This window comes from Bradyrhizobium septentrionale, assembly GCF_011516645.4.
GTDB classification, from domain to species: Bacteria; Pseudomonadota; Alphaproteobacteria; order Rhizobiales; family Xanthobacteraceae; genus Bradyrhizobium; species Bradyrhizobium septentrionale.
In genome coordinates, this window is sequence record NZ_CP088285.1 from 7,880,081 (window position 1) to 7,905,121 (window position 25,041).

Consider the following 25,041-nt stretch of genomic DNA (forward strand, 5'->3'; position numbering starts at 1 on the left):
ATCCACTTAAATCCCGCGGGGCGCTGTCCAAACAACCGGCGCCAGCTCTGCCATATCCAGGGCGTACCGGTGCGACCACCACGTAGCCCTGTCGCGCAAACCAAAGTGCGGCGTCACGGAATTCGATCATGGGAAAGTAGCTTCGCCCCGTCGGGTCAAGCGAAACTCCATGGTTCATCACGACAAGTGGAAATGGACCGCCCCCAATGGGTCGGATCAAATAGGCGAGCATCGGGACAGGCGAGGAGGGAATCGCCCACATCTCCTCGTGAACCTGCGGCGCGATCGAGGGAGCAGCCTGCTGCGCGAGCGCCGCGAGCGGCAAAACCGCAATGCCAGCAATTATTGCAGTGAGGTACCGCCGCCGCATTGGTACGTGCCCCTGCTGTGTATCACTACAGCGTAGAACCTTTAACGGAGACATCCAAGCATCGAATGTCCGCGTTGAGGCCAGAAGCAGACATTCCGTGCGCAAAGCCCTCGGTGAGTTTGGCACTCCTCCGCCGAGCGACTTGCGATGGCTTCCATGCCGGTACGTGGCAGCGCCCGCATTCGGCACTGGTGGGGTAGACGCCGGACGATGTATATTGGGCACGAGGATCAACCGGGATGAGCTTGTTTGGGGCCGCCAGGTTGTCCGAAGGGGAGCGTCTCGGTGAAGGTTGGTTCGCCAGTTCTGGCTAAGGGCAGCCGCTCAACAATCGCAACGATTTGAACGGGCTGTCCGGTCAGCGTGGAGCGTCCAACCGTGGAGGCCGTGCCCCAAGTTGATCAATTGTTAGTCAAGCGTGGTCATGCTCGCGCGTAGGCCGCCGTTCGTCGGGGAATTGCATGAGTAACACGCAGCTTATCTCCGATCTTGAGAAGATCGTCGGAGCGCGGCATGTTCTTACCAAACCGTCGGCCACTCGCCGATTTCGCAAGGGTTTTCGATTCGGCGACGGTCCTGCGCTGGCCGTAGTCCGTCCGGGATCACTCGTTGAGATGTGGCGAAGCCTGCGAGCCTGTTCCGAGGCGGGCAAGATAGTCCTCATGCAGGCGGCGAACACGGGACTCACTGGTGGCTCGACTCCAGACGGAGATACCTACGACCGCGAGATCGTCATCATCAGCACTCTCCGCGTTGCCAAGATCCACCTGATTAGGGACGGGAAGCAAGTCATCTGCCTGCCAGGCGCAACCCTGTTCCAACTTGAAGACATGCTAAATCCAATCGGGCGGAACCCGCATTCCGTCATCGGGTCGTCTTGCATCGGCGCCTCCGTATTCGGCGGCGTCTGCAATAACTCCGGTGGGGCGCTGATCCATCGGGGTCCAGCATTCACCCAGATGACGCTCTATGCCCAGATTGACGACGTTGGACAGGTTCACCTTGTCAACCATCTCGGCATTAGGCTTGGCAATGATCCCGAAACGATCTTGAAGCGCATCGAAGCGGGTGATTTCCGACCAGAGGACATCGAAGACGATCCGACTCGGCATTGCTCGGATCATGACTACCAGGACCATGTTCGAAAAATCGACGAGGAAACCCCTTCCCGGTTCAATGCCGATCCGAAGCGGCTATTCGAGTCCGCTGGCGGCGCCGGGAAGGTGATGATATTTGCTGTCCGTTTGGACACCTTCCCGAAAGAAAAACGGACAACAGTATTTTACATCGGGACGAACAACCCAGACGAACTTGCGCAGATCAGACGACATATACTTGGCAACTTCAAAAACCTCCCCATTGAGGGCGAGTACCTGCATCGCGAAGCTTTCGATGTGGCTGAGAAATACGGAAAGGACATGGTCCTCTCGATCCTCTACCTCGGCACGAGCAAGTTGCCCTTCCTGTTTGCAATGAAGGGCATGTTCGACGCGTTTTGCAGCCGCTTCTCTTTTCTGCCACGCGACCCGTCAGATTGGATCATGTATCTTTCGACAAAGTTATTTCCGAAATATCTTCCTAAGAGACTGTACGACTATCGGAGTCGCTTCGAACACCATCTGATGCTGAAAATGGCAGACGACGGTATTGACGAAGCTCGGAGCTATCTATCTTCGATATTTCCGTCAGCGCAGGGCGCTTGTTTCGAGTGCACTCCGAAAGAAGGCGAGAAAGCGTTCTTGCTCCGCTTTGCCGCGGCTGGCGCCGCGATTCGCTACCGGACAATCCACCGGCGCGAAGTGTCCGACATTGTCGCCCTGGATGTTGCTCTCCCCCGCAACGAGCGCAGCTGGTTCGAACACTTACCCGACTCGATAACTTCCAAGCTCATTCACAAGCTCTACTACGGCCACTTCTTCTGTCACGTCTTTCATCAGGACTACGTTGTCAAGAAGGGTTTCGACCCGATGGAGGTCGAACACGAGATGTGGCGCATTCTCGATCAGCGTCACGCGGAGTATCCGGCCGAACACAACGTTGGGCATCTGTACTATGCAAAGCCGTCATTGGTGAGTCACTACAGGTCGCTCGACCCCAGCAACAGCTTCAATCCGGGTATCGGACACACATCGAAGCTCGCCCATTGGAAATGATCGCAGCAAGCCTGCTGCTGGAGCGGCTAACAAGAGATTGAACAACTTAACTAGAATGCCCATTCACGTCGGAAAAGGGCCAACAGCAGTCGTCTGACTTCTCGATACCTGATGATACGTATGCTACCTTTGGGCGGTCGTGATATCAGAGAGCCGGCTGCCAATATTATGATGGCCTCATGAACGCATCGATAATTACCGCCTTAGCGGCCCTCGCGGGAGCCGCCATAGGCGGCCTCACGTCTGTCTTTGCATCATGGTTGACTCAACATGCACAAGCGAGGACGCAGTGGATTGCGCAGGACAAACTCCGTCGGCAAGAACTCTACAAGGAATTCATTGAGGCGGCTTCGAAATGCTATGTCGACGCGCTACAGCACGATAAGGCGGACATCCCAGCGTTGGTCGAACTTTACGTCAGCGTGGCCAGAATGCGTATCTTGTCCTCGCCCAATGTCGTCGAAGGCGCCGAACTGGTGGCACGAAGGATCGTTGACACTTATCTGGCGCCGAACAAAACGTTCCTTGAACTAAGGGAGATGGTCAACAGCGGGACGATCGATCTTCTTCGTGATTTCAGCGAGACCTGCCGCGCAGAATTCGAGTCGCTTCGTACTCAATTCTGAAGAAAGCAACCTTCATGCTTGTGCAGATAGCAACCTAGAACGTCAAAAGTGCTGCCAATGTCCGTTCCGGGTCATTCGCGTCGATTTTGGCATGTCCGCAGCATGTCCGGTTACGAGTTAACGGACGGTCCGTATCGCAACGCGATACGACAAACTCGCAGCCAACCATCTAGCGTTCGTCAAGCTTGCATCAATCCGCATTTGGTAGCGTGCCAGTAAGTCCGCTCCCTAGGAGGACTGTGATCAGCCAGCGCGGCTGGCCTCTGGTGGCGCAGTCGCAGCAACGAATGGTGGCGACGTCGCCGAACGTCGTCATGACGGGCGTGACGACCTTGTGCATCTTGGTCTTCGCAGCACGAGGTTGTCGATCCCGGTGGCGAGGAAGCAACTCACGGCATCCTGCGGCGTCTCGATGATCGGCTCGTCCTTGACATTGAACGAGGTGTTGAGCAGCATCGGCACGCCGGTCAGCGCCTCGAACTCCTTCAGCAGGCGGTAGACCACCGGGTTGGTTTCCTCGCGCACGCCCTGCACCCTGACGCGTTGCCTGCAGCAGTCGCTTTGTTGTTCGTCTATGTCGCAAGCACCTCCGCCATCCTGGTCGGCGCCACCACGTCGTCGGCGCAGGCGCAATGGCGCGGACGTGGCTGGGGCTATCGCGGCGGCTGGGGCCGCGGACGCGGATGGGGGCTATGGCCGCGGCTACGGGTACTACGGCGGTTATGTCGGTCCCCGTTGCTGACCGCCCGGCCAAGATAAGCGATCAAGATAAGCGATAGCGAAGACAGAGATCAGGTGTGTCGGTTCCGGCGCACCTGATTTTGTTTTGAGGGCATCATTTTCTTTAAGCTGATGGCTGACCTGACTCGCGCAAGAAAGAGCCCCGGAAGACGCCGGGGCTCTAGTCACGGGAGAGAACGCTTCGGAGGTCAGGACGCGAGGACGAGCCGCCGGCCCGATCACCCAATGCATCTACGACGTGCATGTAAGCAGATTCGGCTGCCACAGGCTGTAGCCGTGCCGCAACAACCTGGTGGAATGATCGGCTTGTCCACCGGTTCCCGAAGCTGGCGGTAAACCCGAAAACGTCTAGCCGTCGAGGATCGCGACCGCCCTCGTCCACCCCGCCGAGGCCCGCTCGACCTTCACGGGGAAGCACGACACCATGAACCCGGTCGACGGCAACAGCTCCAGATTGTGCAGCTTCTCGATGTGGCAATAGCCGATGTGGCGTCCGGCCTTGTGGCCTTCCCAGATCAGGCTGGCGTCCCTGGTCTCGGCATATCTCTTTGCGGTGAAGACGAACGGCGCGTCCCAGCTCCAACCGTCGATGCCGGTCAGCCGCACGCCGCGCTCGAGCAGATACATCGTCGCCTCGTAACCCATGCCGCAGCCCGAATTGACGTAATCGGGCTGGCCGTATTTCGCGCCGGCGCTGGTGTTGACGACGACGATCTCGAGCGGCGACAGCGTGTGACCGATGCGCTTCAGCTCGGCCTCGACATCGCCCGCGGTCGCGACGTAGCCATCAGGCAAATGCCGGAAGTCGAGCTTCACGCCCGGCTGAAAGCACCATTCCAGCGGCACTTCATCGATGGTCCAGGACCGCTCGCCGCGATTCATGGTCGGATGAAAATGCCAGGGCGCATCGAGATGCGTGCCGTTATGGGTGGAGAGCGAGACCTGCTCGACGGCCCAGCCCTGCCCGTCAGGCAGGTCCTCGGCCTTCAATCCATCGAAGAACTGCAGCATGCGCGGCAGCCCTTGCTGGTGGTCGATATATTGAATGGTCGGGTGATTGCCCGGCGGATCGGCCGGAACGTCGTTCTGCAGGGGAACGGAGATATCGATCAGTCTGCGCGCCATTGCCGTTCCTCTCTGATTGTTGTTGTCGAGCTGGGCTAGCTGCCGATCGATACCGCTAAGAACGTCTGCATACATTTGGCGGTGCTCACACGCCGGACCCCGATCCAGCAAACCCTCTCGCCGCCGGGACACTAGCAGGCAACCGGAACGGGACAAGTTGCCGCATGCCGTTCGACCGCCGGGCCCCATCTGCTCGTGATGCTGCTCGCACCCTGCGGCCTGCCGCAGCGGCAACGCGCCGCAACGTTGAACCTATTTGCCACCGGGGCGACCCATGGGCACTGGGGATTTCAGGGCCCAGTAATTCGACGGCGCCGTCTGGACGAGCATATTCCGTCCAGGCGGCGTTGTTGCATCAGGCGATACAATTTCGACCCGGGGTTTCCCGCCGCGCGCAGGGCCAGCGCGGCACGTTCTTGGCGCTTGGCAATTTGCCTTGAGATGGGATGGTCGGGGCAGCTGGATTCGAACCAACGACCTGCAGTACCCAAAACTGCCGCGCTACCAGGCTGCGCTATACCCCGATATTTCCGAGAAGCCCCGTGGATACACGCTTCAGCCAGCGCCAGCAAGGCACCGGTGCGGGACCTCCTGCAGCGAAATCGGCACCGGTTTCCGTCGCGAAATCGCGTAAAAACAGAGAGCTAGCGACCGCCGAACAGCGGATGGGCGACCCGGTCGCCGGCCTGGATGCCGTATTTCTGCGCGGTGCCCCCGATCACCTCGAGGACGCCCTTGGCGAGCCCCCGCGACGGGATGATCTTGGTCGACAGCGGCTCGGTGTTTTCGGCGATCCGCAGGATGCGCCCGTCGGCGCGGATGAAGATCATGTCGAGCGAGATGTAGGTGTTCTTCATCCACATCGACACCTCCTGCTCCGGCGAGAAGTCGAACAGCATGCCTTTGCCGTCCGCGAGCTCCTTGCGGTACATCAGGCCGGTCTCCTTCTCCTGCTCGGTGGTCGCCATTTCGACCGCGAAGACGTGCACGCCGGACCTGGTGACGATCTCAAGCGGCTGGACGCTTGCAGCTTGCGCGGCCGGAGCCAAGAGCGCTCCGAACATGACGACGAGGCCGGCCAGCAGCCACGAGCGAAGCCGCCCTACAACACGATCGAAATTCATCGACAAATACTCGCACCGGGAAGATTTTCCGGCGGACCCTAACCCGATGATTGCGGCAAATGCCAGAGCCCAGGAGGCTCGGCGGCGGCTCACGTTTCCGTCAGGGCGTCCGGCAGGGGGAGGCTTCTTGTCTTAAGCATGATCTTTTCGGAAAACCGCTTCGCACTTTTCCGGATCATGCTTAGTGCGACGACAGCGCCGACGGGCCGGTCTCCGGGTGGATCTCGGCGGCCATCATGCCCTTGGAGCCGGGCCCGAACCGCACCAGCACGTACTGGCCGGGTCGCAGCTCGGTCATGCCGAAGCGGCGCAGCGTCTCCATGTGCACGAAGATGTCGGGCGTGCCCTCCCCGCAGGTCACGAAGCCGAAGCCGCGCAGCCGATTGAACCACTTGACCTGCGCGCGCTCGAGCCCGCTGGTCGCGGTCACCGTGACATGGGTTCGCGGCGGCAGCATCTGCGCCGGATGGATCGCGGTCGACTCGTCCATCGAGACGATGCGGAAGGCCTGGTAGCCCTTGGCCCGCTGCACGCATTCGACGATCAGCCGTGCGCCCTCATAGGCGGTCTGATAGCCGTCGCGGCGCAGCACCGTCACATGCAGCAGGATGTCGGGCCAGCCATTGTCGGGAACGATGAAGCCGTATCCCTTCGAGGCGTCGAACCATTTGATGACGCCGGAGACTTCGACGAGGTTGGCCGCAGCGTCGCCGAGACCGGAGAAGGCGTCCATCGCCGGATCGCGCGGCGCGTTGCCGCTATACTCGCCTTGTCCAATTCTACTTTGCCCAACTCCGCCTATCGGCGGTCCGCCGAGCTTCTTGGACTCAAATCCGTCCGACCCCATGACCCCGGACCCCACACATCAAATGCAAATCGCCGTCGTTGCGGCGCACCCTGTACACGCTGCTCTCCATGACCAACTCACTTGGACACTCATGTGGACGCTGCGCGAATCTCTCAATCAAAAGATAACACTCCCGGTTGCCGGGCATAGCTAAAAATCGATTCTTGCGGGAACTATGAACAGGCTTGCACAGCCGCGAATCAATCGGGCATCAATTGCCTACGAAAGGACCAAGCGTGTCGCCGATGTCGTGGCGGATCACCAGGTCGGCGATGTCGTCCTGATCGGTCGGCTCGTTGTTGATGATCACGAGCCGCGCGCCGCTCTCCTTCGCCATCATCGGAAAGCCTGCGGCGGGCCACACCACCAGCGACGATCCGATCGCCAGGAACAGATCGCACTGCCGAGCGAGTTCCGCCGCGCGGCGCATCGCATCCTCGGGCATCGATTGCCCGAACGAGATCGTCGCGGTCTTCACCGGATCGCCGCAGTCCGCGCAGTCGGGCGCACACCCGGTCTTGTCGAAGTGCAGCTTCACCCACGAGAGGTCGTAGTCCTTGCCGCAACCGATGCAGCGGGCGTAGGTCGTGTTGCCGTGCAGCTCGATGACGTCGTCGGCCTTGAAGCCTGACGTCTGATGCAGATTGTCGATGTTCTGCGTGATGATGCCGGGAACCTTGCCGGCCCGGTAGAGCGACGCAAGCGCGCGATGCCCGCGACCGGGCTTTGCTGCGGCAAATGTCGGTTCCATCGCGAAGCGGCGGCGCCATGACTCGTCGCGCGCTTCCTGGCTGGCGACGAACTCGTCGAACGGGATCGGCCGGTTGCGGGTCCACAACCCACCCGGCGAACGGAAGTCCGGAATGCCGCACTCGGTAGAGATGCCCGCCCCGGTGAAGGGTACGATCGATGATGCCTCGGCAATCATGTTGCCGAGTTGCTCGACGCCGCGGCGCAGATCTTTTGCAATTACTTCTTTTGCAATCATTATTTTTGCAATCACTGGAAACGATCAGGTTGGCCGGCCGCGACTATAGCATGGTCGAAGCGATTGCGAGCTCAACCAGGACGTGAGCGATCGGCGTCAGGCCGCAGCGATGCCGGCTGCGTTGGCGACCTGCTCCGCCGGCGCATCAGTTTCGTCGCTCTTCCGCTGCCTTGGCTTCATCACAATCCTGCAAAGCCTGCTCCGCATTGACGCCCAATTCACTGATGCCAATGCGCGGCGGGGATAGGACCACGACGAAGAGGATGGGTAATGACCGATCAGGAAGACACCGTCGCGCGCGAGCGCGAGGAGATCGTCGCACGCGTTGCCAGCTTCCGGGCGACGCAGCAGAAGTTCGAGCGCGATCGTCAGGAATATTACGACAACACGCTCGGCAATGTCTGGAACGGATTTCAGCGCAAGAGCGCGTGATCGCAGGAGCGCGCTTGATGTCGCGTGGAACCGAGCGTGCTCATGGTCCGACGATGCGGGAAGCTGCCGTTGATGCGCGTGCTCGCACGCAATCGCGCCATGAGGCTCAATTGAGAAAGCCCGGAGCGATGTGCTCCGGGCTGATCGCCGTTACCAATAATGGCGGTAGTAATGATGCCGGTAGTACGGACCGCGATAATAGGCGTAGCCGGGCTCGCCGTAGTAGCCGTAACGCGAGCCATAGCCGGGATAGTAGCCGGGCCCGTAATAGCGTGGGCCGTACGCGTACGCTCCGGCGGCACCCGCGGCGAGCGCACCGGCGGCCAAACCAAAGGCCAGGCCAGGACCGATATCGCGCGCCTGCGCCGGCGCGCTGATCATCGTCGCGCCAACCGTCGCAACCGTCGCTAAAACTGCCAATACCTTTTTCATCGCAACCTCCTCACGTAGGTTCGGAGGGCTAATGTCGGCCCGATGAGATGTTGCAACAGGGTCCAGTTCCGCGGCGCGTTCCGGTTCCGCAGCCATGCGATTGCGCAAAGCTACCATCGGTTAGCGCGGGAACAAAAACACAACCTGAAAGATTATCTTCGGTGGTGAAAGAGGTTGGCACCGATGCCAGTGTGGATGGAACTGCTGCTGAATGTGCTGGGCTTCGCCGGCTTCATCGGCATCGCGATGTATCACAAGCATCCGAACGGGAAATCGCCGGACTGAACGCCGGCGGCATTTGAGTACGCCGGCACTAGTTTGACTTGCGTGGCTCTCCCGCGGTCCGGACCAGCCGGTCCGCCTTCACCAGCACCTTGCCGTTGTCCGGCTGCGGCCGGAGCCAGAAGCTGATCACGACAAACGCCGAACAGAACAGCAAGCCCACCACCATCACTCGCCGGTGGGTCGGTCGGTCAGCGCTGTGGAACGATGGCATCATGGCTGTCACCTGCAGCCAGCCTCGATGCAATCCCAGGTCGTGACAACTCGATGCTGCCCTTAACCTAACCAGGTAGGGTTAGCGGTGGCCCGGTATGGTCTCCGACGACGCCCCTCGCCGGCCGTCTGCGCTGATCCACAGCGATATCCCGCCCTTGTCCGCAGCAAATCCACAGCCCCGGCAGGCGCATTTGCCCAACAAGATTCGTATCTTGCTGCGCACTCGTCCACAGGCTCGCGGCGATCACGCATCCGCCAGCCATTTCAGGGTTGCCTGGAAGCTCATGCTGCGGGTTCCTACCAGCACGGTCCCGAACACCTCGGCCTCGTCACCGCTGAACGTGCCGGAGAAGCCGCTCGTCACCTCCTGCCCGGCGAACAGTGGCCGGACGAACGGATCGGAAAAGGGGGTGTGCTGGTTGGTGCTGAGATAGCCCTTCCACGTTCCCTCGCCGACCGTATAGGCCCCGATCGACCAGTAGTGCGGCCCGCCGCCGATCAAGAGACCGTCGCGCAGGACAAGGACGCTGCTGTCGCGGCCCTGCACGCCGTCAGTCATGTGGAGATGGACCGAATAGAGCCCGTTCTTCATCGATCATGCCAGGTTCCGAAAGGCCCCTATTATGGCCCCAACCGGCGCCGCACGCGAGCGGGCCGGCCGGTTCGGCCACCGATTCGCGCCCAAAAGGGCCCGGTCCGGGCGCTTACAAATCGTTAAGAAAGCCCTGACAAGGTTCGTCAGCCGGAGGGAGAGAGCCATGCTGGTTTACCCCGTACCTGCCGAAGTGACGCAAGCCAGAGTGCAACTCGTCGTCGACCAGACAGCGAAGGCGCAGCCGCGCGTCATCAGCGAGGATGTGCTTGACGTCTTCGCCGCCAAGAACCAGGCCGTTCGCGACGCCGTCGAGACCATCCTCGACATCAAGGTGTGAGAGCGGCGATCGGCGCCGGGTTGCTCTTGAGATGTAAGCGACGCGCACCCGCGCAGACTGCACCCCAGCGTTTGGAAGCCCGCGCGAAATCCTCCTAACAGGTTTTTCTTTTGAACCTTCGGCGCAATTCGAAGACAAACCGGCACTGGGGATTTCAGGGCCCAGTGTCTGGCGCAGCGCTCTGGGACGAAGATACTCCGTCTACGCGGCGCGGTTGCATTTTATGAATTCAACCTTAAGTTTGGCTCCCAACAGTTGACTGGCTCACGCCCTGAGAGATCCCCAGTCCGTCAACTGGGAAAGCCCCGCATCCAGCCTGCGGGGCTTTCCATTTCTAACGCGTATTTCCGACGCGACATCCCAGGGAACTATCGGACCGCTGAGCGGCGATCGAGGGTGGCTGCGCGGTTTCCGTCTAAAGCGTTGATAGCGAAATCGGGTGCTTGATGTCCGGCTTGCCGTCCCTGATCGGGTACAGTTTGGCGGAGGTATCACAGCTCGGCTTCCCCGCATCTGCTGCTTTGAGCCCTTTCGTCGCTACACCAGCGAGCGACGAGATTGCCGTCAGCGTTTCCGGGATTTTGGAATCCGTCTTCTGATTGACGGATTGGATCATGCCGTTCTGAAGGTTAACGCTGAGGTCAGCACTGCCGTATCCATTTCTGAAGGCAACAGAGCGTTCATAACCCGGAAGACTCACGACTGATCCCGTTACTGTACAGTCTCCATTTCGGGTGACTTGGAAATACGGAATAGGTTCGTTGTAGGTGAGCGCATCCGGTGCGGGACCCGGATTGAATTGAAGACCGGCACAACCGCTTAATGGAACGCCGACTGCAACTAGACAAATTATTCTCATGGCTGCCTCCCCAAGCTAATCACCCATGAGTAGAGCCATTTTTGCAATGCTGCTCTCGATTGCTTCGCGTTTTCCCCGCATTCCCCAATAGCGATCAACCGGCTGGGATTGCAAAGCGCATGAACGGAGGTCTTGCGTCGCGCGCAAGCCACTGCCCTTTCGTGATTTTTACTGCTATTTTGCGCTCCCGAACGCCCTCGCCCTGGCAAAAATCTCTGAATGATCTCAGGAGGATAAAAAAATGCGCTATCTCCACACCATGCTGCGCGTCCGCAATCTCGATATCGCGATGAAGTTCTATCAGCACGCGCTGGGGCTGAGGGAAGTGCGCCGCATCGACAACGACAAGGGCCGGTTCACGCTGGTGTTTCTCTGCGCGGAGGAGGATCTCCATCTGCTCAAGTCGCTGCCGCAAAGCCGCGGCGCGCCGCTGGTCGAGCTGACCTACAATTGGGACGAGGAGAAATACGGCGAGGACCGGCATTTCGGCCATCTCGCCTACGAGGTCGACGACATCTACGCGACCTGCGAGAAGCTGATGAAGATGGGCGTCACCATCAACCGGCCGCCGCGCGACGGCAACATGGCGTTCGTCCGTTCGCCCGACCTGCACTCGATCGAGATCCTCCAGAAGGGCGAGCCGAAGGCGCCGGCCGAGCCGTGGGCCTCGATGCCGAATACCGGGCACTGGTAAACGCCCCGCTTGCGCGTCCGTTCCTGATCAGCGTTTGACCCGTGGTCAACGCGGAGCAAACGCTAGGAACATGGCCCGACCCATGACGTTGCTTCCCCATATGACGAATGCGAGGAGGCGACGAGATGGGAAAAGGTGTTTTGCTTTGGCTGTTGGGTGTGCCGATCCCGGTGATCATCGTGCTGTGGTTGTTGTTCGGTCACTGACTGCGTCTTGATGCGTAACGCGTATGAACGAGGCTCTGCCGCGATGCGGCGGAGCCTCTTTTTTTTGTGCTCTTTTTTGCTCTCGGTACGATTCATCCCGCGCATTTCCGGATCGATTCCGCTAAGAACGCGCGCAAAGCACAACAGCGGGAAGAAACGCGTGATGGACAGCAAGCCGCAACTGACGATCTGGGGCCGGGCCAATTCGGTCAATGTGCAGAAGGTGCTGTGGTGCCTCGCCGAGCTCGACCTCCCCTATCAACGCATCGATGCCGGCATGCAGTTCGGCAAGAACGATCAGCCTGATTACCTCGCGATGAATCCGAATGGCCGCGTCCCGACCATGGTCGACGGCGACTATGTGCTGTGGGAATCCAATTCGGTGATGCGCTATCTCTGCATGGCCTATGGCCAGAGTTCGCCGCTCTATCCGCAATCGCCGAAGGCGCGCGCCGCCGTCGACCGCTGGCTCGACTGGACGCTGTCGACGCTGCAGCCGGTCGACCGCCCGGTGTTCTGGGGACTGGTGCGCACGCCGCCGGAGGAGCGCGACATGGTTCAGATCCAGAAGGACGCCGATGCCGAAGGCGTGGTGTGGCGCGTGGTCGAGGCGCAGCTTGCAGCCCGCCGCTTCGTCGAGGGCGATCAGTTCACGATCGCCGACATCGCGCTCGGCGCCTTTGCGCGGCGCTGGTTCGGTGTCGAGGGGGTCGCCAAGCCGAAGCTGCCCAATCTCGAACGCTGGTTCGGCGAGATCGCACAGCGGCCGGCCTTTGTGCGCATCGTCGCGCCGCCGATGTCGTGACCTGCAAGCCGCCTATAGCCTTTCCCGTTCCGATGGAATCGGAACGGGGCTCTGGACTCTTGTTTTGACGCGTTTTCTTCACGCGAACCGGTAGCCACTTCGCTCGAAAACGCTCTAGCGACCGCTGGACATCCCGGCACCGACACTGACGGCTCCACCGAGCTTCACACAGGTGTCGGAGCCCTCGACCTTGACGAAGCCCGGTCCGTACGAGGCGCAAGGATTGCTCCGCGTCGCGGATTTCGACGGCAAGGTCTTGCCGGCGTCGGGAGGCGTCTGAAAATTGCGGCGATCGCCGGCTTGCGCAAACGCAGCGGCGGGAAGCAGGACGGCGACAATGGCGAAGCAGATCTTGCGCATCCGGCCTTTTATCGCGCGCAACCCGATCAGGCTAGCGCACGAATTTGACGCCGAACGTCTTGCCCTTGCGCCAGACCACTTCGCAGGCGCGCCCGGTGCGGGCATCCCGCGCAAACGCCAGCCGCAGCTTGGCCGGCAGCGTGTTGTTGTCCTGGACGGTGATCTTCGCACCCGTCGAGGAGATGTCCTCGACCATGCAGGGACGCGCGGCGAATCCGCCGTCGAGCGTGATCCAGCCGGATTGACGCAGCGATTTGCGCGTTTCGCGTTTCTTGGACCCTAAAGCCATTCCATCATCCCCAGGGCTCACGCCTAGCGCCGCTGGCTTTACAAAGGGTTGCGAAATCGCGGCGGATTGCAGCAATCGCGGGGTTGTACACATCTGCGCACAGCAGTCCGGCGAAGCGTCCGCTCCCGCGCTAATTCGTTGAGTTTGCTGGATTTTCGATTTGGCGCCAAATCTGGACTGCGCCATGTCCGCCGCCGATCCCCCAATTCGGGCGATGGCCCCCCGGTTCCCGCACACCAGTGCAGCTATTGCGATGAGCGGTCAGTTGCCCAATCCCTTCCTGGTTGCGCGAAGAATGTCGTCCGATAGCTTGGGATCGTTCACGGCCCGCGCAAGCACGAGCGCCCCAACCAGGGAGGCGACGGTCGCGAGCGCCTTCTCCTCGCGCTGCCGTGGCCTCAGCCCGGAATCCATTCGTCCGCTCAGCAGCCCGATCATGCCCCGCACTCCTGCCGTGAAACGCTCTCGCACGCCGCTGCCTTGGCGCGGCATCTCACAGCACAGGGCTGCGAAGGGGCAGCCGCTTCCCGGCATGTCCCGGTGCGCGTCCGAAAGGTATTCTGAAATGTAGTCGGAGAGAGCAAATACCTTAGGCACTTCTTGCCCTTTGGTCGCTATCGCATAGGCCACCGCTTCCTCGACGAGCCGTTCCTTGGAGCCAAACTGACTGTACAGGCTGCCGTGCGTCATCCCGGCCGCCTCGGTCAGCGCGTCGACGCCTACGCCGGAGATGCCGCGCTCCCGCATCAGGCGTGAGGCGGCCTTGAGGATACGCTCACGATTTTCGGCAGCCTGCTCTTTTGAAACGCGCATGTTGCAGTTCCCGGGGTTGGGGCGGGGTCTTGACAATTATAATTACGATCGTCATGTAAATCAATAATTACGATCGCCATCAAACACCGATGGGATCGGCGCGTTGTCAGGAGAAGGCCATGACCAGGATCGAGGAAAAAATCGCGCTCGTGACCGGCGCTTCGTCAGGCATCGGCGAAGCCACGGCGGAGCGGCTCGCGAAAGCTGGCTACAGAGTCTACGGCACCAGCAGGCGGGAAGCCCGAGCAGGCAAACGATCGTTCGAGATTCTGCCCCTCGACGTGACAAGCGACGAATCCGTCGAGGCTGCCGTCGGCGAAGTGATACGGCGCCACGGGCGCATCGATCTGCTCGTGAACAACGCCGGCTTCGGTGTTGCGCCCGCCGGTGCGGAAGAGAGCTCGCTCGAACAGGCCCGGTCGATCTTCGAAACAAACTTCTTCGGGCTTGTCCGGATGACGCGCGCCGTCGTGCCGCACATGCGACGGCAAGGCAGTGGTCGCATCATCAACATCGGCTCCGTGCTCGGCTTTCTGCCGATGCCGTATGGCGCGCTCTATGCCGCCACCAAGCACGCAGTGGAAGGTTATTCGGAATCACTCGACCACGAGCTCCGCACGAGGGGCATCCGGGTCTCGGTCATCGAGCCTGCCTACACGAAGACGCCATTCGACGCGAACTTGATCGAACCGGATGCCAAGCTCGATGAGTATCGCGAGGCCCGTGCGGGCGTAAGCAAGAGGGTGAGCGAAGTGATGGCGACCGCCGAACCGCCCGGCGTCGTTGCAGACACCGTGCTGAAGGCGGCGAACGCGGCGTCGCCGAAGATCCGATACGCGGCCGGTCGCCTTGCGAACCGTCTGCGATTGCTTCGCAGATTCGCGCCTGCACGCCTGGTGGACGCCGGGATTCGAAAGGACCTTCGGCTGGATGCACCAATCGCGTCGCAACCCGCCCGCCCTGCCCGTGCTTTCTGACGGCGTCCGCGCGGTGCAAGCGTCTACTGTCGTTGCCACAGTCAAGCCCCCAGGGACATCGCAAAGCATGAGAGCACTTGTCTTTAAGCGCTATGGCAAGCCGGATCAGGTCGCGTTGGTTGATACTCCCCGGCCAGTGCCAAAGCCGGATGACATTCTCGTTCAGGTCCACGCGGCGGGATTGAATCCAATCGACAACATGATTCCGAAAGGAATGTTCAAGCCCATCCTCCGGTTTCAGCTGCCGGCTACGCTGGGCAGCGATTTGGCCGGGGTCGTTGTGGCGGTTGGAAGTCGCGTGACTCGCTTCAAGCCGGGCGATGCCGTCTTCGCCAGTATCTTCGACCTGGTCGGCGGCGCGCTTGCCGAATTTGCGCTCGTGCCCGAGAATGCCGCCGCACTCAAACCGCCAAATCTCGACTTTGTGCAAGCGGCCTCGATCCCGATGGTCGGGTTGACGTCGTGGCAGGCGCTCAAGGAGCGTGCGCACCTCAAGCCGGGTAACAAGGTGTTCATCCCCGCCGGCTCCGGGGGCATTGGCACGTTCGCGATCCAGCTCGCGAAATACCTTGGAGCAAAGGTGGCGACGACGACCAGCACCGGAAACGTGGATCTGGTGCGGAGCCTCGGCGCCGACGAGGTGATTGATTACAAGAAGCAGGAATTTGAGGATGTGCTGCGGGATTATGATGCCGTGCTGGGCACAGTCAGGGGCGACGCTCTCGAAAAATCCCTCCGGATTCTGAAGCCTAAAAGCACCGTCATCTCGCTCATCGGCCCGCCCGACGCCGTATTCGCTCGGGCCCGAGGCATGAACTTTCTTATGGTGTCCTTGTTCAGGTTACTGAGCCGCAAGATCATTCGCCGCTCCAAAAAGTACGGCGTCGCCTACTCGTTCCTGTTCGTGCGCCCGGACGGTGGTCAACTCGTAGAGATCGGTGAGATTCTCAAGGCTGGGTACATTCGGCCGGTGATAGATCGGGTATTTCCATTCGAGCAGGCCAAGGAAGCGCTTGCGTATCTCGATCAGGGTCGAGCCAAAGGAAAGGTCGTTGTCCGGATAAAGTAATGGCGTCGACGTTGGCCGTCGATCGCGGTTCCCTGAACTGAACAGGACCGCATTATGCGTTGTCGCAGATCATTGCGGAATGGCGCCGATGGCGCTCCCTAGCGGCGCGAGAGGCCTCGACGGCGATCCTGTTGATATCTCGTGACAATCCGTAATTTATTGACTTCGGACTGCAACTCCCATGATGCTGGCGTGCAACAAAACGTCCAACAGGGTCCGATGCCGGAGCGTCTTACCAAGAGAAAAGGGTACTGGCATTTCGTGCGGCGCGTGCCGCCCGAATTCGCCGCGGTCGATCCGCGTGGGATCGTCAAGCAGTCGACCAAGATCCGCGTTGCCGACGATCGGTCAGGCATCCGCGCCGGCCGGGTCGCTGACCAGCTCAATATCGACCTGGAGGCATCCTGGAGAGCTGCCGCGGGCCAGGGAACGCGGGATGCAATTTTCGCCCTCGAGGAGGCCCGGCAGCGGGCTCAGGCCCTGCAGCTCACCTACCGGCCGGTTGACGATGTCGCGAAAGAGGCCCTGGCGGAGATCCTCCGCCGGATCGACGCCCTCGCGGTTGGCGATCGGCGGCATGACCCTGCCACTGCCGCGGCCACCCTCGGCGGCGTCGACCTGCCAGAGATCATGCTGTCCAGTCTGTTCGATGAATTCGAGGTCGCCAAGAAAACCACGATTGCCAAGATGTCGCCCGGCCAGTTCAAGAAATGGAAGAACGGCAAGCGACGCGCGGTCGGGCTGCTGATCACCGTCATCGGCGACAAGGCCATCACGCGGCTGACCCGCGATGACGCGCTGAAATATACCGACCACTGGACCGAACGTGTGGTCGACAGCGAAGTCCTGGCCGCGACGGCCAACCGCAACCTGACGCACATCACGGGCATGCTGTCGGCCGTCTCGAAGCGCCACCGGCTCAACCTCGATCGCGTATTCGCCGGGGCCAGGCTCGAGGGCGATGCGTCACGGCCTCGGCCGCCCTTCTCGCCGTGGTGGATCGTCAACCGGCTTTTGGCGACCGGCGCGCTGGAAACCATGAACGACGAGGAACGCACCGTGGTCATGGTGATGATCAACACCGGCGCCCGGCCGAGTGAGATCATCAACCTGCGCCGCCGACATATCGTCCTGGACGCGCCGATCCCGCATATCCGCGTGCGGCCCGACGATCGCGTCCTGAAAACAGCCTTCTCCGACCGCGACATCCCACTGATCGGGATTTCGTTCGAGGCGATGCGGCAATTCCCCGACGGCTTCCCGCACTACCGCGACAAGGGCGACACGCTATCGGCCGCAGTCAATGCGTACTTCTCCGATCATGGTCTGCGCGAGACGGAGGCTCACACGCTCTATTCGCTGCGCCACGGCTTCAAGGATCGTCTGCGCAGCGTTGAAACGCCGGACGAACTCAAGGACGAGCTAATGGGCCACGACACCAAGAAGCCGAAGTACGGCGACGGTCACGGGCTCGACCTGAAGCGGAAGTACATCCAGCTGATCGCGCTAGCGCCGGGAATGCAGGTTTCTGCTCCGCTGCAGCTGGTGGCAGCGACGGGTTAGGGCACGTGGATGGCCAAAGAAACGGCCCCAGCGAGGGGGTACAAGCTGGGACCAAGTTTACACTTTGATCGTCCCAGCGCCGTAAGCCGCACGGCACCGGACATGCAATAAGTGCCGCTGAGCGCGCTTTGCTCCTGTGGGGAACTTATGGCCCCGCAAACGTCCTTGATATCCGCACAATGGTGGAGAATTAGCGGAGCAAGCGAGATCGGATCTGCTCGAGAACATCGGCCAGGCCTTGGTTGCCGCTCTTCAGGCCTTTGAGCTGACGAAAATATCGAACGCCTCGTAAGCTTGCTGCGGCGTCTTTCCTTCCTTGAATGCGCTTTCGAAACTGAAGATTGCATCCGCTAGAAGGAATTCTTCCGGGACAGGAAACAGGGTGCGAAGTTCGGCGAGCCAGCTCGCGTAGGAGGGCGGGTTGAACTTACCCAAGGTGTAGTTATCGCTGAATGAGGTGCGCATTTAGGTCGGAGCCTTCAGGCTGGGCGAGGAAAGCCACTCGCTGATGTGCGATGCGGTCTCAATCTGCCTTGCTCTCCGGATCAACCTCTCACGTTCAATACCCGGCGGAGTGCCCCTCGCTTGCTTGCGAAGTCGCTCCGCCTCATCGGTAAGGCGGTTGTACAGAGGTTCGGCTTGTGGCTTGTAACTGCGTCGCTGCATCGCGCTGCTCCTCTGTTGCAGAAGGCGGGAGCGCGTGATGGCGTTCTCATCACCGATAGGGGCCAACAAGGCAGTGCGGTGATCGGGGTAATTTGGCATGCACGGTAGCCGGCTTACTGGTCAATATTGACCACAACGGAAAAGTAAATGAATCGAACTCGTTAGAATCACACATGAGACGGGCTGTTTTTGGGAACGATATGGAGCAGCGAACCTTGCCTATTCAGAGCTGAAACGATTGCATGAGTTGATCCAATGAACATTCTTCCTATTGATCGCGCGCTGAGGATATACGGCGTGCTCGCCGACCGTGGCGAGACGAAGGGAGCCCGTGAACTGCTTTCCCGGCATCTGATGAAACTGTACACCGCAGGCGAGAGAGACCAGCACCGATTGACAGTACACGGCCTATCGTACCTGCAGGATTTGGACCGGAGGATCGATTACAGCGATTGAACAGGGAACCTGCTGGCCGGGACTGCTAGCCCTTTTTTTGCGCTTGACGCTGCGTCCGCAGGGAATTGCGGACCATAATCCGTGCGATCGCTGCGCGGGCGGCATCTGCCCTTGCCTTGAGTTTTTTCGGTAGTGGCGTCCGGTGTTCGCCGACCGTTGGCGTCATAGCCATCTGGGTGGGCGCTGTCGAGCTACGCTCGATATGCTGCACGCTCATTGGGCCAGTCGTTGGCGATTTGGGTATCCGCATAAGGGACAACTCGTTGCCATGGAGTTTGTTCAATTGGAGTTCGTTAAATGACTCCCGAGGCTGGCCTTCTGCGCTATTGCTGAAAGACGCGCCCGTAAGGACACGACTGGGTTTATCGCCCAAGCTTTTACGCGATCCCCTGCCTTATTGTTGGGCTGTGTGAATCACTTTCAAGCAGTGCCGCGCAGACTCGATTTCCGAATCGGTCGCTCCCCTGGATCGCGCCCAGGATTCTGCAGCAGGCGCAGTGTATTTCGCCACGTAATAGCGGACCACGACGCAAGACACCCGATGAAGGCGCGGCAAGTCGCCGGCATATGCGGGCAAAGCATTCAAACAAACCAGAAGGAAAAACGGCACTCCACGCCAAATCATGGGAGTCGCCTCCGTGGAACCTAAACTCCACGGATTGGTTCCTCTGATGCATGCTGCGCGGCATCGGGAGGCGTCAGCGCTTGAAATGAATGTCGACGAAGTTCGTAACGATCCAGCCGACACCACCACTCAAAGGAACGGCGGCCCAATAAAGCCAGCGGCTGACATTCCGTACGCCTGTCGCCTGCACTTGCACATTCTGAACGGCCTGAACGGTCGTATCCGTCCGAGGGCGGCCGTCTTGCGAGTTTTTCCGATCTGTAGCTGACTGTCCTTATGGACGGACATAAGGACAGTGCGGTGCTGAGCCGCATGGATTTGGTGGAGACCGGTCGGCGGCGACGCTGGACGCGTGCGGAGAAGCTCAGAATCGTAGAGGAGAGCTTCTCGGGGCCACGACTGGTGTCGGCGACGGCTCGCCGGTATGGGATATCACGTCAGCTTCTGCTGAGCTGGCGCAAGGCTTGGACCTGTCATGATCCGGCCGAAGAGGATTCGATCGGCCCGACATTCGTCCCTGCGATAGTTGCGGCAAGTACGCCGCCAACGACGGAAGCTGTCGAGACAGGTCAGATCGAAATCGTGAGCCCTCAGGGGCTGCGCGTGGTCTTCGGCCCCGGTGCGGATATCGAGGCGGTCGTTCGAATTGCTCGGGGCCTGGCGCGCCGATGATCCCGATCCCGACGGGCGTGCGGGTGTGGCTGGCGACGGGCCATACCGACATGCGGTGCGGCTTTCCGAGCCTGGCTCTGCGCGTGCAGGAAGTGCTCAAGCGCGACGCCATGGGCGGCGGTCTTTTCTGCTTCCGGGGCAAACGCGGTGATCTATTGAAGGTCATTTGGCACGATGGCCAGGGCGCCTGCTTGTTCACCAAAAGACTCGAGAGAGGCAGGTTCATCTGGCCATCGGTTGCTGGTGAATCGGTAACGATCTCTCCGGCGCAGTTGAGCTATCTGTTGTCCGGGATCGATTGGCGCAACCCTCAAGAAACCCAGCGTCCGACGCGGGTCGGATAGTCGTTTTACGGTTTGAATCTGCTGCTCGATCTGATTCAATGGCTCCATGATATCGAAGCCGGATGATCTTCCATCGGACCTTGTCAGTGCCCTGGCGGCGCTGCAGGCCGAGCGTGAGGCGCGACAGAAAGCCGAGGCGAAGGCCGCCAACTGGCAGGCGCAAGCCGCGAATGCGCAGGCGAAACTGTCGGATACCGAGGCGCTGATCGCTCATCTCGAGTTGCGCATCGAGAAGCTGAAACGCGAACTGCACGGGCAGCGATCCGAGCGCTCGGCACGGCTGCTCGAGCAGTTGGAGTTGGAGCTCGAAGAACTCGTCACCACGGCGAGCGAGGATGAGCTTGCCGCACAGGCCGCAGCGGCGAAGACGCAGAACGTCCGCCCCTTCATGCGCAAGCGGCCGGTGCGCAAGCCATGGCCTGACGATATCGAACGCGAGCGCGTCGTCATTGAGACTCCAACGACCTGCGCCTGCTGCGGTGGATCGCGGCTGGCGAAGATCGGTGAGGATGTGACCAAGACGCTGGAGGAGATCCCGCGCCGCTTCAAGCTGATCGAGACGGTACGCGAGAAGTTCACCTGCCGCGATTGCGAGAAGATCAGCCAGCCGCCCGCGCCGTTCCATGCCACGCCGCGCGGCTTCATCGGCCCACAATTGCTGGCGACGATCCTGTTCGACAAGTTCGGCATGCATATCCCGCTCAACCGCCAGAGTGCGCGCTTTAAGGCCGAGGGGATCGACCTGCCGTTGTCGACGCTGGCCGACCAGGTCGGCCACGGGACCTTCGCCGTCATGCCGCTCTTCCACTTGATCGAACGCCACGTGCTCGCTGCCGAGCGCCTTCATGGCGACGACACCACCATCCGTATTCTGGCGAAGGGCAAGTGCACGACCGGGCGGATCTGGACTTATGTGCGGGATGACCGGCCGTTCGCCGGGCCTGCGCCGCCGGCAGCGGTCTATTACGCCTCGAGCGACCGACGAGGCGAGCATCCACAGAGACATCTGGCCGCCTTCGCCGGCATCTTGCAGGCGGATTGCTACAGCGGCTTCGAGCCGCTGTTCGACCCGCAGAAGAAGGCGCTGCCGATTACGCCGGCGTTTTGCGTGGCCCATGCGCGGCGGGGCTTCTTCGAGCTGGCTGATATCGAGAAAAATGCTCGGGAAGGCAAGAAAGGCAAACCGGTCTCCCCGATCGCGCTGGAGGCTGTCAGACGCCTCGATACGTTGTTCGAGATCGAGCGCGCCATCAACGGCCGCGGTGCCGGCGAGCGGCGTGCCGCTCGCCAGGAACAGAGTAAGTCACTTCTCGAGGACATGCATGCCTGGCTGCTCCGCGAGCGCGAAACCCTCTCGCGTTCCTCCGAGGTCCTGAAGCCGATTAACTACATGCTCAGGCGCTGGGACGGCTTCGCCCGCTTCCTCGACGACGGCAGGATCTGCTTGACCAACAATTGCGCTGAGCGCGCATTGAGAGGCATCGCCTTGGGAAGGCGCAACTGGACCTTCGCCGGCAGCCAACGCGGCGCCGACCGTGCCGCCATCATGCTGACGATGATCACGACCTGTCGCCTCAACGACGTCGATCCCAAGGCCTGGCTCGCCGACGTCCTGGCCCGTATCGCCGATCATCCCGCATCGCGTCTGCACGAGCTCTTGCCCTGGGAATGGAAGCTCCTGCGCCAGGCCGACAAGCCAGCCAATCAGCAGGCCGCCTGACCTTCACCCTTCACCCAATGCCATCATAGACCTCGCCGTGCCCGCGCGCATGCGTCAATCAGGCGGCCTCCGTCGTATGCGTACGAACGGTCGGCTTCATGTCAGCGATATCTTTTGTCGCTGTCGCGACCTGCGCTCCCATTGCCGTCATCTCGGCGCGTAGCGCGTCCACCTTCTGGTGCAGATCCTTGCGGCCCTCTGAGGCCTTTTCTTCCATCCGTTGCCAGGTCTGGAGTAGCGTCGAAACCGTCGACTCGAGGCCGCCGATCTTCGCGGCCATTTGGAGCAACGCAGCATTGACGCTGCCGATCTCGTCGCCGCTCATTTCGCCTTCTTTCGCTTGAACAGGCCGAACTGAGGCGCCGGCGCTTCCGCCGGCGGCACGCTCTCGCAGGCGACGCCCTCAACGCGGCCGATGCCCTGGCGGACGTCCTGGTATTGGCAGACGGCGCGCCGCAGGCAGGCATTGACCTTTGCCAGCGCCGCGCGGTCGGTTTTCCAGAGCCGCTCGATCTCGCCGGCGTTGAGGTCGCGATCCGGCGTATCGACCGGCGTCCGCTCGCATGCTGCAACGTCCGCCGGCATCGCCGGAATGTTCGGCGGATCCGGAGGCGGAGCCTGCGTCCGCTCCTGGCTACCGAACCCCGCGCACCCGGCGAGACATGTCGCGAGTAAAACACTTGTTAGCGTTAGTCGGCGTTGCATCGATTGCCCCCTGGTTAGACTTGAGCTGCGCCTCGGCCGCCGCGGCGCGCTTGGCGTCGCGCTGCTGCAGGGTGTTGGCGAAAACGAGCTGGCGATCCTTCTCCTCGAGGCGCGCCCGCAATTGAGCATTCTGCTCGGCGACCTGCGCCGCCTCGCATTTGGCATCGGCCGAGCTAAAGCCGGCGTTGTAGAGATGCGCGGCGCCGGCGATCGCAGCGCCGCCGGCGACGACAGCCAGGCCGCCGGCGAACAGGGCGCCGGCGGCGAAGGGCGAGAGGCTGACGCCGGCGAGGCCCGCCAGGCGCATGACGATTGCGACGATCCAGCTCATGCGTGTTTCCCCGCGCGGTAATCGGCCAGGCGACGCTGCTCGAGCGTGTCCGCCACAAACCAGACCAGGACGCCGACGCCGGCGACGACGACCAGGGCGGCGAGGCCGATCGCGATCGTCTGGATCGCACCAGGCGTCAGGCCGAGGCCGCCGACCGCGTCCTTTGCAGCCGAGACCTGCGTCGCGCGATCGGTCACCCAAGCGAGCGCGCCGGCCGTGCCGAGGCCGCTCGAGCCGCCGAAGATCTTGCCGGCCCAACCCTTGGCCCGATCGGTCAGCGCAATGGTCTGCGAGCCATCGTCGCGGAGATCCGCGACGGTCGCGCCGCTCCGCGTCTCGGCGACCTGGCGCGGCGCCTGCGGCTTGCCGAGCTCGGCGATCAGCTGGTCGTCGATTGCCGGCGTCAGCGGCAGCCCGCGCGCGTTGCGATAGGCCAGGATCATTCCCTCGGTCCGGCCCTGCGACGATTGCTCGCCGTCGACCTGGCCGACGTCGTAATAGCCGAGCTCGCGCAACCGCGCCTGGACATGCGCGACGACGTCCGGATCTACCGGCGCCGGCGTCGTCGCGAGCTTCGCATGCTCATGCGGATGCGACGTCGCGAGGCCATGCTCGAATAGCGCAGCTTCGTCGTCGCGGCGGATGCGCAGCCCCTTGCTGTCCGGCCAGAGCCGTTTCATCGAACGGATCAGGCTAGGGATCCTGGCGAGCTCGCCGCTGCCGATCGCCGCCTTGATCTGGCGCATCTCGGTCCAGCGTGTGCCCGGCCTGTTGAAACCCCCGGCGTCGCGGTTAAACGCGATAGAGAGGATGACGCCTTTGCAATCCGGCGAGAGCTCGTCGAAGCCAGGCAGCAGCCGCCTGCAGATCGCGAGATAGCGCGGAATGTCATGGTTTGCGAAAACCTCGAGCGCGACGTCCCACGGGATATCGACGACGCCGCGCAGCTTGCGCGCCAGCGCGGCCGCGGCCTGCCCCGTGACGCCGCAGCACTTCGCCAGCGCCTTGACCATCGCATCCGGGATCTTGCCGGACCAATCGGCCAGGAACTGCTGCCGCGTCGTCTGGCCGACGTCATAGCCGCAGCCGATCGTCACGCCGGACTGTTCACCGGGCCAGGTCGGCCCGCTCAGATGCTTTGAATACCAGGCTTCGCTGGTGACCTCGGCGGCGACGATCAGATCGAAGGCCGCACGCGAGATCCCATGCAAATCGATAGCGCTCGCAGAAACCGCTGCGTTGGTCATCGTGATAATCCTTTTGTGGAATGAAAGAGCGCGGCCCGGTCAGACCAGGCGGTTGCTCCTATTGGAAGTTGTCCGATCTGCTCTCTGACAGGGTCGGTCTGTCGGGCCTTCGCGACGGGCTTTGACCTATGTCAATCTTCCTGATCCCAGCGGGAGCGACCGTGTTGGTATGAAGGTGGACTGGGTCACAATAATCGGTTGTGTCATCGTCATCGCGACGACGGCCTCGGCGCTCATTCTCTTATTCACGCTTAGATAAAAAGGTCAGACCAGGGCGTTTGCGCGTATCAACAGTTGATCGACCTGTTCGTCGGAGAGGCCGACGACCGCGATCATGTGCTGGACCAGCGGATCAGCTCGCCGGATCTCGGT

General features: G+C 61.3%; 30 protein-coding genes, 1 tRNA gene and 1 pseudogene. 13 read left to right on the top strand and 19 right to left on the bottom strand.

The features are described from left to right. The first annotated feature begins 831 nt into the window (after positions 1–831). Complete coding sequence (dld, locus tag HAP48_RS39340; RefSeq protein WP_166205210.1) at positions 832–2,523, top strand: D-lactate dehydrogenase; 1,692 nt, start codon at positions 832–834, stop codon at positions 2,521–2,523. A gap of 179 nt (positions 2,524–2,702) precedes the next feature. Further along, positions 2,703–3,149, top strand: a complete 447-nt coding sequence (locus HAP48_RS39345; RefSeq protein ID WP_166205211.1) for a hypothetical protein — start codon at positions 2,703–2,705, stop codon at positions 3,147–3,149. A gap of 190 nt (positions 3,150–3,339) precedes the next feature. On the opposite strand, the pseudogene HAP48_RS39350 reads toward HAP48_RS39345, so the two are convergent. From HAP48_RS39350 to HAP48_RS39375, 6 genes and pseudogenes are all read right to left on the bottom strand, one after another. Further along, positions 3,340–3,686 (bottom strand): annotated as a pseudogene (locus HAP48_RS39350) (carbamoyltransferase C-terminal domain-containing protein); the annotation flags it as partial. Between the two features lie 552 nt (positions 3,687–4,238). Continuing rightward, the gene (locus tag HAP48_RS39355) at positions 4,239–5,015 is read right to left on the bottom strand and encodes a cyclase family protein (RefSeq protein WP_166205212.1); all 777 of its coding nucleotides are present in this window, start codon (positions 5,013–5,015) and stop codon (positions 4,239–4,241) included. A gap of 447 nt (positions 5,016–5,462) precedes the next feature. Next, a tRNA-Pro gene (locus HAP48_RS39360) sits at positions 5,463–5,539 on the bottom strand. Positions 5,540–5,659: 120 nt separating this feature from the next. After that, complete coding sequence (locus tag HAP48_RS39365) at positions 5,660–6,139, bottom strand: DUF192 domain-containing protein (protein ID WP_166205213.1); 480 nt, start codon at positions 6,137–6,139, stop codon at positions 5,660–5,662. 181 nt (positions 6,140–6,320) lie between these two features. Next, positions 6,321–6,986 carry a cold-shock protein gene (locus HAP48_RS39370; protein WP_166205214.1) on the bottom strand — a complete coding sequence of 222 codons (666 nt, stop codon included), beginning with the start codon at positions 6,984–6,986 and terminating at the stop codon, positions 6,321–6,323. Between the two features lie 211 nt (positions 6,987–7,197). Then, positions 7,198–7,974 (bottom strand): SIR2 family NAD-dependent protein deacylase, encoded by a 777-nt coding sequence (locus HAP48_RS39375; RefSeq protein ID WP_166205215.1) that lies wholly within the window; start codon positions 7,972–7,974, stop codon positions 7,198–7,200. Positions 7,975–8,244: 270 nt separating this feature from the next. On the opposite strand from HAP48_RS39375, the gene HAP48_RS39380 reads away from it, so the two are divergent. Next, entirely contained in the window at positions 8,245–8,406 is a 162-nt protein-coding gene (locus tag HAP48_RS39380) for a hypothetical protein (protein ID WP_166205216.1), read from the top strand. A 150-nt stretch (positions 8,407–8,556) separates the two neighbouring features. On the opposite strand, the gene HAP48_RS39385 is transcribed toward HAP48_RS39380, so the two are convergent. The 3 genes from HAP48_RS39385 to HAP48_RS39395 form a co-directional block, all read right to left on the bottom strand. Continuing rightward, a complete protein-coding gene (locus HAP48_RS39385; RefSeq protein WP_166205217.1) occupies positions 8,557–8,838 on the bottom strand; it encodes a hypothetical protein in 282 nt (93 codons plus the stop codon). Between the two features lie 313 nt (positions 8,839–9,151). Then, a complete protein-coding gene (locus tag HAP48_RS39390; protein WP_166202842.1) occupies positions 9,152–9,337 on the bottom strand; it encodes a hypothetical protein in 186 nt (61 codons plus the stop codon). A 243-nt stretch (positions 9,338–9,580) separates the two neighbouring features. Next, a complete protein-coding gene (locus HAP48_RS39395; protein WP_166205218.1) occupies positions 9,581–9,928 on the bottom strand; it encodes a GrlR family regulatory protein in 348 nt (115 codons plus the stop codon). A gap of 166 nt (positions 9,929–10,094) precedes the next feature. On the opposite strand from HAP48_RS39395, the gene HAP48_RS39400 reads away from it, so the two are divergent. Next, positions 10,095–10,268 (top strand): hypothetical protein, encoded by a 174-nt coding sequence (locus HAP48_RS39400; protein WP_156928798.1) that lies wholly within the window; start codon positions 10,095–10,097, stop codon positions 10,266–10,268. Between the two features lie 415 nt (positions 10,269–10,683). Here HAP48_RS39400 and HAP48_RS39405 read toward each other — a convergent pair whose 3' ends face one another. Then, entirely contained in the window at positions 10,684–11,127 is a 444-nt protein-coding gene (locus tag HAP48_RS39405) for a hypothetical protein (RefSeq protein ID WP_166205219.1), read from the bottom strand. Positions 11,128–11,368: 241 nt separating this feature from the next. Here HAP48_RS39405 and HAP48_RS39410 point away from each other — a divergent pair, with 241 nt between their 5' ends. Together HAP48_RS39410 and HAP48_RS39415 are read left to right on the top strand one after the other, a co-directional pair. After that, positions 11,369–11,821 carry a VOC family protein gene (locus HAP48_RS39410; RefSeq protein WP_166205220.1) on the top strand — a complete coding sequence of 151 codons (453 nt, stop codon included), beginning with the start codon at positions 11,369–11,371 and terminating at the stop codon, positions 11,819–11,821. Positions 11,822–12,190: 369 nt separating this feature from the next. Next, the gene (locus HAP48_RS39415) at positions 12,191–12,832 is read left to right on the top strand and encodes a glutathione S-transferase family protein (RefSeq protein ID WP_166205221.1); all 642 of its coding nucleotides are present in this window, start codon (positions 12,191–12,193) and stop codon (positions 12,830–12,832) included. 114 nt (positions 12,833–12,946) lie between these two features. On the opposite strand, the gene HAP48_RS39420 is transcribed toward HAP48_RS39415, so the two are convergent. The 3 genes from HAP48_RS39420 to HAP48_RS39430 form a co-directional block, all read right to left on the bottom strand. Continuing rightward, entirely contained in the window at positions 12,947–13,192 is a 246-nt protein-coding gene (locus HAP48_RS39420) for a hypothetical protein (protein WP_029083330.1), read from the bottom strand. Between the two features lie 31 nt (positions 13,193–13,223). Then, complete coding sequence (locus tag HAP48_RS39425) at positions 13,224–13,481, bottom strand: PilZ domain-containing protein (RefSeq protein ID WP_029083331.1); 258 nt, start codon at positions 13,479–13,481, stop codon at positions 13,224–13,226. Between the two features lie 261 nt (positions 13,482–13,742). Further along, positions 13,743–14,294: a TetR/AcrR family transcriptional regulator gene (locus tag HAP48_RS39430; protein WP_166205222.1), complete on the bottom strand. Its 552-nt coding sequence runs from the start codon at positions 14,292–14,294 to the stop codon at positions 13,743–13,745. Between the two features lie 119 nt (positions 14,295–14,413). Between HAP48_RS39430 and HAP48_RS39435 the strand changes: the two genes are divergently transcribed. From HAP48_RS39435 to HAP48_RS39445, 3 genes are all read left to right on the top strand, one after another. Beyond that, the gene (locus tag HAP48_RS39435) at positions 14,414–15,271 is read left to right on the top strand and encodes an oxidoreductase (protein ID WP_166205223.1); all 858 of its coding nucleotides are present in this window, start codon (positions 14,414–14,416) and stop codon (positions 15,269–15,271) included. A gap of 67 nt (positions 15,272–15,338) precedes the next feature. Beyond that, complete coding sequence (locus HAP48_RS39440; RefSeq protein ID WP_166205224.1) at positions 15,339–16,340, top strand: NADP-dependent oxidoreductase; 1,002 nt, start codon at positions 15,339–15,341, stop codon at positions 16,338–16,340. A gap of 219 nt (positions 16,341–16,559) precedes the next feature. Next, the gene (locus HAP48_RS39445; protein WP_166205225.1) at positions 16,560–17,903 is read left to right on the top strand and encodes a site-specific integrase; all 1,344 of its coding nucleotides are present in this window, start codon (positions 16,560–16,562) and stop codon (positions 17,901–17,903) included. A 252-nt stretch (positions 17,904–18,155) separates the two neighbouring features. Here HAP48_RS39445 and HAP48_RS39450 read toward each other — a convergent pair whose 3' ends face one another. Then, positions 18,156–18,368: a hypothetical protein gene (locus tag HAP48_RS39450; protein WP_166205226.1), complete on the bottom strand. Its 213-nt coding sequence runs from the start codon at positions 18,366–18,368 to the stop codon at positions 18,156–18,158. 456 nt (positions 18,369–18,824) lie between these two features. Here HAP48_RS39450 and HAP48_RS39460 point away from each other — a divergent pair, with 456 nt between their 5' ends. Next, positions 18,825–19,025, top strand: a complete 201-nt coding sequence (locus HAP48_RS39460; protein ID WP_166205227.1) for a hypothetical protein — start codon at positions 18,825–18,827, stop codon at positions 19,023–19,025. A 394-nt stretch (positions 19,026–19,419) separates the two neighbouring features. Here the strand turns inward: HAP48_RS39460 and HAP48_RS39465 are convergent, their stop codons facing one another. Further along, on the bottom strand, positions 19,420–19,650 hold the full coding sequence (locus tag HAP48_RS39465; protein WP_224496789.1) for a hypothetical protein: 231 nt from the start codon (positions 19,648–19,650) through the stop codon (positions 19,420–19,422). Positions 19,651–19,926: 276 nt separating this feature from the next. On the opposite strand from HAP48_RS39465, the gene tnpA reads away from it, so the two are divergent. The 3 genes from tnpA to tnpC are packed head-to-tail and all read left to right on the top strand — an operon-like array spanning position 19,927 to position 22,386. Then, positions 19,927–20,322: an IS66-like element accessory protein TnpA gene (tnpA, locus tag HAP48_RS39470; protein WP_166202956.1), complete on the top strand. Its 396-nt coding sequence runs from the start codon at positions 19,927–19,929 to the stop codon at positions 20,320–20,322. Next, entirely contained in the window at positions 20,319–20,666 is a 348-nt protein-coding gene (gene tnpB / locus HAP48_RS39475; protein ID WP_063676425.1) for an IS66 family insertion sequence element accessory protein TnpB, read from the top strand. The genes tnpA and tnpB overlap by 4 nt, the downstream gene beginning before the upstream one ends. A gap of 46 nt (positions 20,667–20,712) precedes the next feature. Next, positions 20,713–22,386 carry an IS66 family transposase gene (gene tnpC / locus HAP48_RS39480; RefSeq protein WP_166205228.1) on the top strand — a complete coding sequence of 558 codons (1,674 nt, stop codon included), beginning with the start codon at positions 20,713–20,715 and terminating at the stop codon, positions 22,384–22,386. A gap of 58 nt (positions 22,387–22,444) precedes the next feature. On the opposite strand, the gene HAP48_RS39485 is transcribed toward tnpC, so the two are convergent. From HAP48_RS39485 to HAP48_RS39500, 4 genes are read right to left on the bottom strand one after another with little or no spacing between them, the layout of a single operon-like run. Further along, positions 22,445–22,711: a DUF1515 family protein gene (locus tag HAP48_RS39485; protein ID WP_224496790.1), complete on the bottom strand. Its 267-nt coding sequence runs from the start codon at positions 22,709–22,711 to the stop codon at positions 22,445–22,447. Further along, positions 22,708–22,971: a hypothetical protein gene (locus HAP48_RS39490; protein ID WP_166205229.1), complete on the bottom strand. Its 264-nt coding sequence runs from the start codon at positions 22,969–22,971 to the stop codon at positions 22,708–22,710. Before HAP48_RS39490 ends, HAP48_RS39485 begins: the two co-directional genes overlap by 4 nt. A gap of 49 nt (positions 22,972–23,020) precedes the next feature. After that, on the bottom strand, positions 23,021–23,422 hold the full coding sequence (locus tag HAP48_RS39495; RefSeq protein ID WP_166205230.1) for a hypothetical protein: 402 nt from the start codon (positions 23,420–23,422) through the stop codon (positions 23,021–23,023). Beyond that, positions 23,419–24,669 (bottom strand): lysozyme family protein, encoded by a 1,251-nt coding sequence (locus HAP48_RS39500; RefSeq protein ID WP_166205231.1) that lies wholly within the window; start codon positions 24,667–24,669, stop codon positions 23,419–23,421. Before HAP48_RS39500 ends, HAP48_RS39495 begins: the two co-directional genes overlap by 4 nt. Positions 24,670–25,041: the final 372 nt, after the last annotated feature.

Bases quoted from the DNA above. Each gene is read 5' to 3' on its own strand.
- HAP48_RS39500 (WP_166205231.1), bottom strand. From the start codon at position 24,669: ATGACCAACGCAGCGGTTTCTGCGAGCGCTATCGATTTGCATGGGATC.
- HAP48_RS39425 (WP_029083331.1), bottom strand. From the start codon at position 13,481: ATGGCTTTAGGGTCCAAGAAACGCGAAACGCGCAAATCGCTGCGTCAA.
- HAP48_RS39440 (WP_166205224.1), top strand. From the start codon at position 15,339: ATGAGAGCACTTGTCTTTAAGCGCTATGGCAAGCCGGATCAGGTCGCG.
- HAP48_RS39375 (WP_166205215.1), bottom strand. From the start codon at position 7,974: ATGATTGCAAAAGAAGTAATTGCAAAAGATCTGCGCCGCGGCGTCGAG.
- HAP48_RS39445 (WP_166205225.1), top strand. From the start codon at position 16,560: ATGCCGGAGCGTCTTACCAAGAGAAAAGGGTACTGGCATTTCGTGCGG.
- HAP48_RS39415 (WP_166205221.1), top strand. From the start codon at position 12,191: ATGGACAGCAAGCCGCAACTGACGATCTGGGGCCGGGCCAATTCGGTC.
- HAP48_RS39435 (WP_166205223.1), top strand. From the start codon at position 14,414: ATGACCAGGATCGAGGAAAAAATCGCGCTCGTGACCGGCGCTTCGTCA.
- HAP48_RS39370 (WP_166205214.1), bottom strand. From the start codon at position 6,986: ATGGGGTCGGACGGATTTGAGTCCAAGAAGCTCGGCGGACCGCCGATA.
- tnpC (WP_166205228.1), top strand. From the start codon at position 20,713: ATGATATCGAAGCCGGATGATCTTCCATCGGACCTTGTCAGTGCCCTG.
- HAP48_RS39410 (WP_166205220.1), top strand. From the start codon at position 11,369: ATGCGCTATCTCCACACCATGCTGCGCGTCCGCAATCTCGATATCGCG.
- HAP48_RS39395 (WP_166205218.1), bottom strand. From the start codon at position 9,928: ATGAAGAACGGGCTCTATTCGGTCCATCTCCACATGACTGACGGCGTG.
- HAP48_RS39385 (WP_166205217.1), bottom strand. From the start codon at position 8,838: ATGAAAAAGGTATTGGCAGTTTTAGCGACGGTTGCGACGGTTGGCGCG.
- HAP48_RS39380 (WP_166205216.1), top strand. From the start codon at position 8,245: ATGACCGATCAGGAAGACACCGTCGCGCGCGAGCGCGAGGAGATCGTC.
- HAP48_RS39495 (WP_166205230.1), bottom strand. From the start codon at position 23,422: ATGAGCTGGATCGTCGCAATCGTCATGCGCCTGGCGGGCCTCGCCGGC.
- HAP48_RS39390 (WP_166202842.1), bottom strand. From the start codon at position 9,337: ATGATGCCATCGTTCCACAGCGCTGACCGACCGACCCACCGGCGAGTG.
- HAP48_RS39355 (WP_166205212.1), bottom strand. From the start codon at position 5,015: ATGGCGCGCAGACTGATCGATATCTCCGTTCCCCTGCAGAACGACGTT.
- HAP48_RS39450 (WP_166205226.1), bottom strand. From the start codon at position 18,368: ATGCGCACCTCATTCAGCGATAACTACACCTTGGGTAAGTTCAACCCG.
- HAP48_RS39345 (WP_166205211.1), top strand. From the start codon at position 2,703: ATGAACGCATCGATAATTACCGCCTTAGCGGCCCTCGCGGGAGCCGCC.
- HAP48_RS39365 (WP_166205213.1), bottom strand. From the start codon at position 6,139: ATGAATTTCGATCGTGTTGTAGGGCGGCTTCGCTCGTGGCTGCTGGCC.
- HAP48_RS39420 (WP_029083330.1), bottom strand. From the start codon at position 13,192: ATGCGCAAGATCTGCTTCGCCATTGTCGCCGTCCTGCTTCCCGCCGCT.
- HAP48_RS39465 (WP_224496789.1), bottom strand. From the start codon at position 19,650: ATGATTTGGCGTGGAGTGCCGTTTTTCCTTCTGGTTTGTTTGAATGCT.
- tnpB (WP_063676425.1), top strand. From the start codon at position 20,319: ATGATCCCGATCCCGACGGGCGTGCGGGTGTGGCTGGCGACGGGCCAT.
- HAP48_RS39405 (WP_166205219.1), bottom strand. From the start codon at position 11,127: ATGAGAATAATTTGTCTAGTTGCAGTCGGCGTTCCATTAAGCGGTTGT.
- HAP48_RS39460 (WP_166205227.1), top strand. From the start codon at position 18,825: ATGAACATTCTTCCTATTGATCGCGCGCTGAGGATATACGGCGTGCTC.
- dld (WP_166205210.1), top strand. From the start codon at position 832: ATGAGTAACACGCAGCTTATCTCCGATCTTGAGAAGATCGTCGGAGCG.
- HAP48_RS39490 (WP_166205229.1), bottom strand. From the start codon at position 22,971: ATGCCGGCGGACGTTGCAGCATGCGAGCGGACGCCGGTCGATACGCCG.
- HAP48_RS39430 (WP_166205222.1), bottom strand. From the start codon at position 14,294: ATGCGCGTTTCAAAAGAGCAGGCTGCCGAAAATCGTGAGCGTATCCTC.
- HAP48_RS39485 (WP_224496790.1), bottom strand. From the start codon at position 22,711: ATGAGCGGCGACGAGATCGGCAGCGTCAATGCTGCGTTGCTCCAAATG.
- HAP48_RS39400 (WP_156928798.1), top strand. From the start codon at position 10,095: ATGCTGGTTTACCCCGTACCTGCCGAAGTGACGCAAGCCAGAGTGCAA.
- tnpA (WP_166202956.1), top strand. From the start codon at position 19,927: ATGGACGGACATAAGGACAGTGCGGTGCTGAGCCGCATGGATTTGGTG.